At 70.6% G+C, this 10,293-nt stretch carries 12 protein-coding genes; 9 read left to right on the top strand and 3 right to left on the bottom strand.

Annotated elements, in window-relative coordinates:
* Window positions 1–526 (bottom strand): DUF4349 domain-containing protein (locus VIB55_RS23950; protein ID WP_331879205.1); only part of this gene is annotated, 526 nt, incomplete at its 3' end.
* 198 nt (window positions 527–724) lie between these two features.
* Here VIB55_RS23950 and VIB55_RS23945 point away from each other — a divergent pair.
* The 5 genes from VIB55_RS23945 to VIB55_RS23925 all read left to right on the top strand — a co-directional run bounded on the left by VIB55_RS23945 (window position 725) and on the right by VIB55_RS23925 (window position 5,267).
* Window positions 725–1,429, top strand: coding sequence for a queuosine precursor transporter (locus VIB55_RS23945; protein ID WP_331879204.1), 705 nt, complete (start codon window positions 725–727; stop codon window positions 1,427–1,429).
* A 3-nt stretch (window positions 1,430–1,432) separates the two neighbouring features.
* Window positions 1,433–2,659 carry a sodium/glutamate symporter gene (gene gltS / locus VIB55_RS23940; RefSeq protein ID WP_331879203.1) on the top strand — a complete coding sequence of 409 codons (1,227 nt, stop codon included), beginning with the start codon at window positions 1,433–1,435 and terminating at the stop codon, window positions 2,657–2,659.
* A complete protein-coding gene (locus VIB55_RS23935; RefSeq protein WP_331879202.1) occupies window positions 2,656–3,432 on the top strand; it encodes a Type 1 glutamine amidotransferase-like domain-containing protein in 777 nt (258 codons plus the stop codon). Before gltS ends, VIB55_RS23935 begins: the two co-directional genes overlap by 4 nt.
* Before the next feature lie 329 nt (window positions 3,433–3,761).
* Entirely contained in the window at window positions 3,762–4,610 is an 849-nt protein-coding gene (locus VIB55_RS23930) for an HNH endonuclease (protein WP_331879201.1), read from the top strand.
* Window positions 4,611–4,892: 282 nt separating this feature from the next.
* Window positions 4,893–5,267 (top strand): hypothetical protein, encoded by a 375-nt coding sequence (locus tag VIB55_RS23925; protein ID WP_331879200.1) that lies wholly within the window; start codon window positions 4,893–4,895, stop codon window positions 5,265–5,267.
* Between the two features lie 233 nt (window positions 5,268–5,500).
* On the opposite strand, the gene VIB55_RS23920 is transcribed toward VIB55_RS23925, so the two are convergent.
* Window positions 5,501–5,971, bottom strand: a complete 471-nt coding sequence (locus VIB55_RS23920) for a hypothetical protein (RefSeq protein ID WP_331879199.1) — start codon at window positions 5,969–5,971, stop codon at window positions 5,501–5,503.
* Between the two features lie 90 nt (window positions 5,972–6,061).
* Complete coding sequence (locus tag VIB55_RS23915) at window positions 6,062–6,628, bottom strand: hypothetical protein (protein WP_331879198.1); 567 nt, start codon at window positions 6,626–6,628, stop codon at window positions 6,062–6,064.
* A gap of 305 nt (window positions 6,629–6,933) precedes the next feature.
* Here VIB55_RS23915 and VIB55_RS23910 point away from each other — a divergent pair, with 305 nt between their 5' ends.
* From VIB55_RS23910 to VIB55_RS23895, 4 genes are all read left to right on the top strand, one after another.
* Window positions 6,934–7,587 carry a sulfite exporter TauE/SafE family protein gene (locus VIB55_RS23910; RefSeq protein WP_331879197.1) on the top strand — a complete coding sequence of 218 codons (654 nt, stop codon included), beginning with the start codon at window positions 6,934–6,936 and terminating at the stop codon, window positions 7,585–7,587.
* Between the two features lie 51 nt (window positions 7,588–7,638).
* The gene (locus tag VIB55_RS23905; protein WP_331879196.1) at window positions 7,639–7,920 is read left to right on the top strand and encodes a CDGSH iron-sulfur domain-containing protein; all 282 of its coding nucleotides are present in this window, start codon (window positions 7,639–7,641) and stop codon (window positions 7,918–7,920) included.
* 132 nt (window positions 7,921–8,052) lie between these two features.
* Window positions 8,053–8,928 carry a sulfurtransferase gene (locus VIB55_RS23900; protein ID WP_331879195.1) on the top strand — a complete coding sequence of 292 codons (876 nt, stop codon included), beginning with the start codon at window positions 8,053–8,055 and terminating at the stop codon, window positions 8,926–8,928.
* Between the two features lie 131 nt (window positions 8,929–9,059).
* Window positions 9,060–10,091, top strand: coding sequence for an LLM class flavin-dependent oxidoreductase (locus VIB55_RS23895; RefSeq protein WP_331879194.1), 1,032 nt, complete (start codon window positions 9,060–9,062; stop codon window positions 10,089–10,091).
* Window positions 10,092–10,293: the final 202 nt, after the last annotated feature.

Genomic DNA, 10,293 nt, shown 5'->3' with positions numbered 1-10,293 from the left:
GTTGCTGCGCCTCCAGCACGTCGATCTCTCCCTGCACCCGCGCAAGCTCGCGCTCGATCGCCACCAGGTCCGCCGTCGCCGCGGCGTTCCCCAGGTAGGCGCGCAGCCGGTCGCGCACCGTGCGCAGCGTCCCCAGCCGCGCCTCCACGTCCACCACCTGCGCCGTCACGTCCTGCCGCCGCACCGTCCGGCGCTTCACCGTGCCCAGGGCCGACAGCCGGTCCAGCACGCCGTTCAGTGCCGGCGCCGGCACGCGCAGTGACATGTGCAGGTCGCTTTCGCGCAGCTCCGCCTCTCCCACGTACCCGCCCAAGGCCACCGCCAGGCTATCCGCAGCGCGGTGAAGGCGCGCCAGGCTGTCCGTGACCATCGAAAGGCCCGCCTGCTGGATGACGGCACGCGGCGCGCCGGGACCGCCCGATTCACGCATGGCCATGGGCGCGGCCTCGCTCATCGAACGCGCGGAGCTGCACGCGGATAGGGCGAGCAGCAGAGCCAGGGAAAGGAACGGGCGGATGCGGATCATCGGACCGGTGGGCTGGCGTGGAGGTGCAGCGTGGATGGAGGGGAGAACGTTCGATGCGCGGCGGATGCGACGCAAGATCCGCCATCACGCGGCGGCAAACGGACGACCTCCCCGGCCGGCCGCTCTCGACAGCGGGTGGGGGCGCGCTTACACTGATGCCCGGCGCCCCGCCGGCCTTTTCCCCGCGATCCAATCTCCATGCAGCCTGCCGCCTCCATCCCCGCGAACCGCCAGTACAAGTACTACGACCTGATCACCGGCGCCTTCGTGGCCGTGCTGCTGACGGCCAACCTCATCGGCCCCGCCAAGATCTGCACGCTGTGGGGATTCACCTTCGGGGCGGGAATCCTCTTCTTTCCGCTCTCGTACCTGTTCGGCGACATCCTGACGGAAGTGTACGGCTACGCCCGCGCCCGCCGCGTGGTGTGGACGGGGTTCGCGGCGCTGGCGTTCGCGAGCCTGATGAGCGTCGTCGTCCTCCGCCTGCCCCCGGCGCCCGGCTACGCGGGGCAGGAGGCGCTGGAGTCGGTGTTCTCGCTCACGCCGCGCATCGTCCTTGCCTCGCTGGCGGCGTTCTGGGCCGGCGAGTTCACCAACTCGTTCGCGCTCGCCAAGATGAAGCTGGCCACCGGCGGCCGCCACCTGTGGAGCCGCGCCATCGGTTCGACCGCGGTGGGCGCGGGAGTCGATTCGCTGATCTTCTATCCCGTGGCGTTCCTGGGCGTGTGGGCCACCCGCGACGTGCTGGTGGTGATGGGCACCAACTACGTCCTCAAGGTGCTGTGGGAGGTGATCGCCCTCCCCATGACCTACCGGGTGGTGGCCGCGCTCAAGCGGGCCGAGCACGAGGACTGGTTCGACAGCGACACCGACTTCACCCCCTTCTCCCTCCAGGCTGGCTGACCGATGAAGCTCGACCTGATCCAGACCCTGGCCTTCGCCGGCGTCGTCCTCTTCCTGGGCTACGGCGTCCGCAGGCTGGTTCGCCCGCTGGCGCGCCACAACATCCCCGCGCCGGTGATCGGCGGGCTGATCGTGGCCGTGCTGATGGTGTGGGCGCGCTCCGCCGGGCAGACGCCCTTCGAGTTCGACACCACCCTGCAAAGCCCGCTGATGGTGGCGTTCTTCACCAGCATCGGCTTCGCGGCCAGCCTGCGCCTGCTCAAGGTGGGCGGCCCGCAGGTGCTGATCTTCTTCGGCGTGGCCACGGCGTTCGCGGTCGTGCAGAACCTGCTGGGTGCGGGGCTGGCGACGGCCATGGGGCTTCACCCGCTCTTCGGCGTGCTGACGGGCTCGGTGACGCTCACCGGCGGGCCGGCCACGGGGCTGGCCTTCGCCCCGCTCTTCGAGGAGGCCGGCGTGCCCGCCGCCGCCACGGTGGCGGTCGCGTCGGCGATGGTGGGCATCGTGGCGGGCGGGGTGATCGGCGCGCCCATCGCCACCCGGCTGATCGAGCGCAACGGCCTGCGCCGCGCCAAGGGCGAGGTCACGGAGATGGACACGCCCGTGGCCACGCAGATCGTGGAGGAGCAGCTCGACGACCAGCCCGCGGCCACCCCCGCGGGCGAAGACGAGGAATCGTTCGTCCTGCTGCAGTCCGTGGTGCTGGTGCTGGTCGCCATGTGGCTGGGCGGATACCTGAGCGCGTGGTTCACCTCGGTGGGCATCAAGCTCCCCGCCTACATCGGCGCCATGCTGGTGGCGGCGGTCATCCGCAACCTGGACGACGTCACCGGCCGCATCAAGGTGTCGCAGCGGGTGATCGACGACGTGGGCAACGTGGCGCTGGCGCTGTTCATCGTCATGGCGCTGATGACCCTGAAGCTGTGGGAGATCGCCAACCTGGCCCTGCCGATGCTGGTGATTTTGGCCGCGCAGGTGGCGCTGATCGCCGCCATCGTGTGGCCCATCTTCCGCCTGATGGGGCGCGACTACGAAGCCGCGGTGATGGGCGGCGGGTTCGTGGGCTTCATGCTGGGGACCACGGCCAACGCCATGGCCAACATGCGCGCCCTGGTGGAAAAGTTCGGCCCGGCGCCCCGCGCGTTCCTCGTGGTGCCGATGGTGGGCGCCTTCTTCATCGACTTCACCAACGCGCTGGTGATCACCTTTTTCGTGAACGTCCTGCGGTGACGGACCCGCGCATCCACCTCGGGCACGTTCCCTTCGTGGGCGATGAGCCGGCGGAATCCCAGACGTCCACCCGGCCGCTGTTCCTGCTGGCCGACAGCCAGCTGCTGTTCTGGGACGACGCCGGCGCCCCCTTCGTGCAGCGCCTGGCGCTGCTCGCGGGGGGCGGCGTCTTTCGCGCGGCGTACCTGGGAGCCAGCAACGGCGACCAGCCCGAGTACTTCCAGCTGTTCGAGGCCGCCATGGCCGGCACCGGGGCGGAGTGCCGGATGATCCCCGCCGTGCCGTCGGGCGACGACATGGCCTTCCTGCGCTCCGCCGCGCTGGTGCTGCTGGCGGGGGGCGACGTGCAGCGTGGATGGACGGCGTTCGAGCGGAGCGGCGTACGCGAAGCCATTGCCCAGCGGCACCAGGAGGGCGCCGTGCTGGTGGGCGTGTCGGCGGGTGCGGTGCAACTGGGGATGGCGGGGTGGCCCGAGGGGAGCACGGCGCAGCTGTTCGCCACCTGGGGGCTGGTGCCGTTCCTGGTGGGCGCGCACGCCGAGGAAGACGACTGGGCGGAGCTGCGCGCGGCGGTGCTGGCCCACGACGGGCTGGCCGTGGGATTCGGTGTTCCGCGCGGCGGCGGAATGGCGTACCATCCGGACGGCACCGTCGAGCCGATCCGCCACCCCCTGGTGGAGGTGCGCGCCGCCGACGGGCGGGTAACGACCGCCATGGTGCTGCCACCGTCAGCCGCGGACGCGGAGACGGACGGGGACGAAATCACGCCGTAGACGCCCTCCCCCGCCGCTCGCGCACAAGACTCTGGTGCGGAGCGGACCATCGCACTACATATAGTGGGCGGCGGGTGCATCCCCCCTGCACGACCCCCACCCGTGGCGCCGCGCTCTCCATTCGGGCACCCCCTGAAACATCCGGAGCCGCGCCGCGGTAGTAGTGAGACGGGCTGGCCGCCCGGCTGTTACGCGGGCACGCCATCGCTGGCATCGAACTGGCTTCATCCGGCACCACCAAGACCTTCCCCCGCGCCGTTTCGCTCGGCGGCGCGGCGGGCCGCACCCGGCGGCAGCGTCCGCCGAAACTCCTGTGACCGGGAGCGTAAGTGCGAGGACACGGATCGGGCGGCTCCCTTCGGCGCGAGCTGGAGCACCGCATCAGAAACGGAAGGTGTGTGTACTGCCGGGCCCCCGCGGCCCCGGACCGGCCCCTCACCCGAGAGCACGTGATCCCCCAGGCCCGCGGCGGCCGAAGAAAAGACGCCCGCATCATCGTTCCCGCCTGCGCCGACTGCAACCACCGGCGGGGCTGCCAGGAAGTCGTCCTCTTCCTCCTCGCCCGTCCCGGGCGCATCCTGGCTTTCCTGGAATACCTCTCTACGCTTTCTCCCGACACCGTGCGGCAGATCGACGTGCGCGTCTTTGCCGAGGTGTATGCCGCCGTGTGGCTGCTGGCCGAAAGCTCGGCGGGCGGCGAGCCGTGGCGCACGCAGGTGCGTCGGCTGTGCGCGGGGCGGCGGCTGCACCGGCGGCGCTACGCGGCACGGCGCATCGTTACCGCGGCGGCGGTGCGCATCGAACGGGCGCGCGACCGGCACGCCGTGGCCGCGCCCAGCTGCCTGCTCCCCGTGTCCATGGGCATGGACGCGGGGCGGCACGCGGCCACGCTGGGGCGGGGAATGGCCACGCTGATCGGCACCCTGTCGCTGGTGTGGGACGCGCCCGCCGAGCAGGTGCTTCGCGAGCTGGAGCGCGAGCGCCACCGCGCCCACCGCACGGCCGAGCCCCGCCGCGCCCGCCCCGGCGCGGGGCCCGTTTCGGACGCCGAGGAGGGCGAGGACGAAAAGGTCGTGTCGCTGGATGGATGGAAGCGGCGCCGCGGCCGGAAACGCCGGGTGCGCGTGGACCCGCGCGGGGGAAGGGTCGGCGGCCGCGGGCGGGGGCGCGCGGCGTGAAGGGCAGGACGGCACTACCAAGTACCGAGTACCAGGTATCGGGGCCGCCGGGGTTCGGGTCGGGAGCATCCCCGCGGCACATTGCTCACCTATCGACAGCCCGCGCCCATGAAGGTTCCGCGTTTCGCAGCATTCGTTCTGCTAGCCGGACTTTCCGGGTGCCGGCCTCCCGCACCAGCGCCGAGCCCAGCGTCGACGCCAGCGCCTGCCCCGCAGCCGAGTGCTGTCGAGCAGGCGCTACGTGCGGCCGCTGGTGGCGGGGAGGTGCCGCCGGATTTTCAGGTGGTCTACGATGACATGCACGGGATGCACGGCGGTACCACCATCAGGCTGGACGCGGATGGCAGCCTGACCTCCCGGCACATGCGGCAGGGCGAGCTCACCGAACGTTCGGGGCGCGTTCCGGCGGATTCGGTTCGCGCCGTGATCGGCCTGCTCGTGGAGCTGCAGGCCTGGGAGCAGCGTACGCCGCCGCGTACGCCGGTGCCCGACGAGAGCGCCGCGGGACTCCGCATCGTCGCTGGGGGTGGTCAGGCAAGAATGTGGGAGTGGTTCAACGATATGGGCACCAACCAGCGGCTGTCCCGGATCATGGGAATGCTGGGCAGGTTCGTCTCCCACAGCACGGCCGCCCCCGCACCTCCAACTCCGGGCTGACACGTCGGACGACGGGGCTGGACGTGCGAAAGGCCGCGTGCATCACGCGGCCTTTCGCTGCCATAAACCGCACAGGCCCGAGGGCCTGCCGGTAACGAACTCAAGTCAATGTGTACAAAGGGAGCAGTCGCGTCAAGGCCCCCTCCGTCTGTGACTCTCGCCGGGAGAGAGCCGGGGCCGCGAGAGGTGATCTCGCGGCCCCGCTCCGTTCTGCCGACTCCCTGACCGGTTCGTCACCGCATGGGTCCGTAGAAGTCGCGACCGTAGCCGCGGAACTCGGCGTCGTAGCGGTAGTTCGCCTCGCGCTCCCAGCCCATGGGCATGCCGCCGCCGCGCATCGTCCGCGACCCGCCGATGGTGTTGTACGGCCGCCAGTAGCCCGTGACGTCGACGATGCGCCCCTCGTGGTCGCCGCCGAACGCGTTGTAGTTGGTCTCGTACCGCGCAGGCGTGGGGTGCACGTACTCGCGGTTGTACCGCTGCGTTACGCGGTTGCTGAACGCGGGGCGCCCGTAGTAGCCGCGGTCGTACCCCCCGCCGCCGCCGCCGCGCATCCCGTCGTCATACGCTACCCGAGTGCGCACCGGCGGCCGCTGGGGCGCCGTCTCGTAGAACCCGCGCAGTCCGTAGTCGTATCCCCGCATCGGCGGCCGGCCGCCCATCTCGCGGCCGTACCCGCGCCCATATCCGCCATCGTACCGCATGGTGCCTCCCGTGGCTTCGGTGTGTGGCCTGTCCTGGCCCGCCAAGGACTTGCAATCGACGTTCCCTCGGCATCGGGCGAGCGCTACACGTCAGCGAGGCGGCGGGCTGGCCCCCGTCGCGTTCCGGGCGGCGGTTTCCGCGAAGGCGTTGGTGTACACGACCACGACCCGCCCGCCGTCGAAGCCTTCGATCTGGTAAACCAGGTGCAGGGGGAAATCGGCGAGCAGATCTAGTCCACCCGGGAAGCGCACGCCGTCCAGGTACAACGTGATCGCCTCCGCCTCCCCGCGGATCATGCTGCAGTATTGCGGAGCGGTCGATTCGTCCGGGGGCGCGGGGCAGGGTACGCGCCGGTAGCCGAAGGCGTTTTCCACGACGGTCAGCGTGCTGCCGCCTCCCTTCTGCCCGTAGGCCCGGAAGTGGTCGCCGGTCATGTCGCCGCCGACCAAACGGCCTGGACCGGTGATCCCGCGGCTCATCACGCGAAGGCCCTGCAGGACGATCGTATCCGGATTCAGGCGCAGCTCCAGGGAGGTGCCGCCCGTCCAGCCGCCGGTCCGCAGCGTGTCGTAGCCGATCCGGTACACGACCAGCGTGTCGCCTGTGCGGCCGGCCGGGATGGCGAACCCTCCCGTGGAATCGGTGAACGCCAGCACCCGTTGCCCCCAGCCAACGGAGGCGCCGCGCACGGGGTCCCCCGACTGCCCGTCGACGACGCGCCCCGCCACGGCTCTAGGGCGGAGCGGCTGCGCAGATGCAGCGCAGGGCAAAACCAGAATCATCCACGCCGCGAAGGCGATGGCCGCGAATCTTGGGGTCATGCTTCGTACGATGGCGCCGGCTCCCGCCCGCGCGCAATGCTCTTGATCACGATTGACCCGGGCACCCCGACCCGGTACACTGATGCGCCCGCGTGCCTTCCGCGCGCGGGCCGCTCTGCTTTCGCAACCACCCGAATCCCATGGACTCGCTGCAGGTTCTTGCTCCCGTGACCGCCCTGGTCGCGGGCTTCGCGCATGCGCTGGAGCCCGACCACATGGCGGCGGTCACCACCTTCGTCTCGCGCCGGCCCAGGCCGCTGCAGGCGCTGGGCTTCGGCGTGCGCTGGGGCGCGGGGCACTCCGCCGCCATTCTCGTGGTCGGCTGCATCCTGGTCGCGCTGAACGTGCAGCTGCCGGACCTCCTGGCTCGCGGGCTGGAGTTCGGCGTGGGGGCCATGCTGCTGGGACTGGGGCTGTGGCTGCTGTGGAACGTGCTCCACGAGCGCGCGCACGGACTGGCGGGCGAGTCGGTGGATGCGCACGGACATCATCATCACCACGGCCGCGGTTCGCTGTGGGTGGGGCTGGCGCACGGCCTGTCGGGAACGGCGCCGCTGGTGGCCGCGCTCTCGGCCACGGCCGCGGGCTCTGCGTGGCAGGCGGCGGGGTACCTGGCCCTGTTCGGCGTGGGGACCACGGTGGCGATGGCGCTGTACGCCGTGGCGGCCGGCGCGCTGTTCACCCGCGCGGCGAACCGCGGCCCCGCGCTGGCCGGAACGTTGCGTGCGGTGACGGCTTTGGGGAGCGCGGCCATCGGGGTGCTGTGGATGGTGAACGCGGCGCTCCCGGCGTGACGAGCAGGCACGCGAAGAGCACACCTATCAAACGACTGTCGAGGGAATCCGATGCAGGAAGGTAACGAGCCGCAGGCGGGCGTACCGCCGGTCACCATCCTGGTGAAGAACAACGGGCCGCTGCTGGTGGACGGCCCTTTTCGCCTGGTGGACGCCGACGGAACCGAGTACCCGGTGCCCGCGGGCAAGAAGGTGAACCTGTGCCGCTGCGGCGCATCTACCCGCAAGCCGTTCTGCGACGGCACGCACAGCAGGATCGGCTTTGCCGCCGCCGAGCGGGCCGTGCGCGAGATGGAGGGCGGGGCACCCCAGGGCGGCGCACCGGCTGCTTGACACTGCACCGGCGCGCCGGTAGCATCGTTCCCCACGCCCGGTCCGCTGGTTGCAGCGTACCGGGCGTTCTGCTTCCCTGGCCTGCACGGGCGCCGCACCCGGCGGAACGGCTTACATAAACGGAGGACGAGGATGGCGACGGAATCGCTGCCCATCGAGCAGCGCGGCTACGCGAAGCCCGATGCGCTGGTATCGACGGAGTGGGTGGCCGGGCACCTGGACGACCCCACCGTGCGCATCGTGGAAAGCAACGAGGACGTGCTGCTGTACGACACGGGGCACATCCCCGGCGCGGTGCGCATCGACTGGCACACCGATCTCCAGGACCCCCTGATGCGCGACTACCTGGATGCCGAGTCGTTCGCGGCGCTGATGCGCGAGAAGGGCATTTCGCCCGATACGACGGTGGTGTTCTACGGCGACAAGAACAACTGGTGGGCCACGTACGCGCTCTGGGTGTTCCGGCTGTTCGGGCACGAGCGGGTGAAGGTGATGGACGGCGGGCGCAAGAAGTGGTCGGACGAGGGGCGGCCGCTGACGGAAGACCTGCCCACGGTCGCGCCGGCCGAGTATCCCACGCCGCGGCGGGACGACGAGGCCATCCGCGCCTTCCGCGAAGACGTGCTGGACCACGTGAAGCGCCGCGGGCAGATGATCGACGTGCGCTCGCCCGAGGAGTTCAGCGGCGAAAAGCTGCACATGCCCGACTACCCGCAGGAAGGCGCCATGCGCGGCGGGCACATCCCCGGCGCGCAGAACGTGCCCTGGGCGCGGGCGGTGAACGTGGACACGGGCGAGTTCAAGAGCGCCGAGGAGCTGCGCGCGCTGTACGAGCAGGGCGCCGGGCTCAAGCCGGACCAGGACACCATCGCCTACTGCCGCATCGGTGAGCGCTCGTCGCACACCTGGTTCGCGCTGACGTACCTGCTGGGCTATCCCAACGTGCGCAACTACGACGGCTCGTGGACGGAGTGGGGGAACGCCGTGCGGCTGCCGATCGAAAAGTAGCGCAGGCTCGACCGTCAACAGAAGGTCTCACGCGGAGGCGCGGAGGTCGCGGAGAACTGCGGAGGGTTTCCTCTGAGTCCTGCACGTTCTCCGCGCCTCCGCGTGATTCAGATCAGACTCGAGGGTAGCTGATGGAACTGGGGATCTACACCTTCGCCGAGGTCGCGCCCGATCCCGTCACCGGGCGCACGGTGAACGCGGCGGAGCGGCTGCGCGACCTGATGGAAGAGATGGAGCTGGCGGACCAGGTGGGGCTGGACGTCTTTGGCGTGGGCGAGCACCACCGGCCGGACTACGCCGTCTCGTCCCCTGCCGTCGTCTTGGCCGCCGCGGCGGAGCGGACGAAGCGCATCCGGCTGACCAGCGCCGTGACGGTGCTCAGCTCCGACGATCCCGTGCGGGTGTTCCAGGATTTCGCCACCCTGGACCTGCTCTCCGGCGGCCGCGCCGAGATCATGGCCGGGCGCGGATCGTTCATCGAGTCGTTCCCGCTCTTCGGCTACGACCTGCAGGACTACGACGCGCTGTTCTCCGAAAAGCTGGAGCTGCTGCTGAAGCTACGCGAAAGCGAGCACGTCACCTGGTCGGGCAGGCACCGCGCGCCGCTCGCCGGCCAGGGCGTGTATCCGCGCCCCGTGCAGGAGCCGCTCCCGGTGTGGATCGCCGTGGGCGGCACGCCGCAGTCCGTGGTCCGCGCGGCGACGCTGGGGCTCCCCCTGGCCGTGGCGATCATCGGGGGCATGCCCGAGCAGTTCGCGCCGCTGGTGCAGCTGTACCGCGACGCAGGGGCCCGGGCGGGGCACGATGCCACGAAGCTCCCCGTCAGCATCAACTCGCACGGCTACATCGCCGACAGTTCGCGCCAGGCGGCGGACGAGTTCTATCCGCCGTACGCCGACGTGATGACGCGCATCGGCCGCGAGCGCGGGTGGCCGCTGACCACGCGCCAGCAGTACGAGGCGCAGCTGACCCGTCGGGGCGCGCTGGTGGTGGGCAGCCCCAGCGAAGTGATCGACAAGATCCTCTTTCAGCACGAGATCTTCAGGCACGAGCGCTTTCTGCTGCAGTTCAGCATCGGCACAATGCCGCACCGGCAGATCATGCGCTGCATCGAGCTGTTCGGAACGGAGGTCGCCCCCGCCGTCCGCAAGGCGCTCGGGTAAAAACCGCACGGCACCTTCCGAAGCACGCGATGTCATCCCGAAGGAGCGGCCACGAGGTACCTGCCCGCACGCCCCAAGACCGCAGCGACTGAGGGATCCGCCACACACTCCGCTGTTCGAGGCGCAGTTCTCCCCGTCCGAGACTCGTTGTCGCCGTGCGAGCGGGTTCACCCGCTCTGGAGCGGTGCACGCCTCGGCCTCG

The sequence above is a fragment of the Longimicrobium sp. genome (assembly GCF_036554565.1).
Lineage (GTDB): Bacteria > Gemmatimonadota > Gemmatimonadetes > Longimicrobiales > Longimicrobiaceae > Longimicrobium.
This window is presented reverse-complemented; position numbering and strand designations above follow the sequence as displayed.

What these genes read in the sequence shown, in the direction of transcription:
- VIB55_RS23945 (WP_331879204.1), top strand. Translation starts at nt 725, where the DNA reads ATGCAGCCTGCCGCCTCCATCCCCGCGAACCGCCAGTACAAGTACTAC.
- gltS (WP_331879203.1), top strand. Translation starts at nt 1,433, where the DNA reads ATGAAGCTCGACCTGATCCAGACCCTGGCCTTCGCCGGCGTCGTCCTC.
- VIB55_RS23920 (WP_331879199.1), bottom strand. Translation starts at nt 5,971, where the DNA reads ATGCGGTACGATGGCGGATATGGGCGCGGGTACGGCCGCGAGATGGGC.
- VIB55_RS23910 (WP_331879197.1), top strand. Translation starts at nt 6,934, where the DNA reads ATGGACTCGCTGCAGGTTCTTGCTCCCGTGACCGCCCTGGTCGCGGGC.
- VIB55_RS23905 (WP_331879196.1), top strand. Translation starts at nt 7,639, where the DNA reads ATGCAGGAAGGTAACGAGCCGCAGGCGGGCGTACCGCCGGTCACCATC.
- VIB55_RS23900 (WP_331879195.1), top strand. Translation starts at nt 8,053, where the DNA reads ATGGCGACGGAATCGCTGCCCATCGAGCAGCGCGGCTACGCGAAGCCC.
- VIB55_RS23895 (WP_331879194.1), top strand. Translation starts at nt 9,060, where the DNA reads ATGGAACTGGGGATCTACACCTTCGCCGAGGTCGCGCCCGATCCCGTC.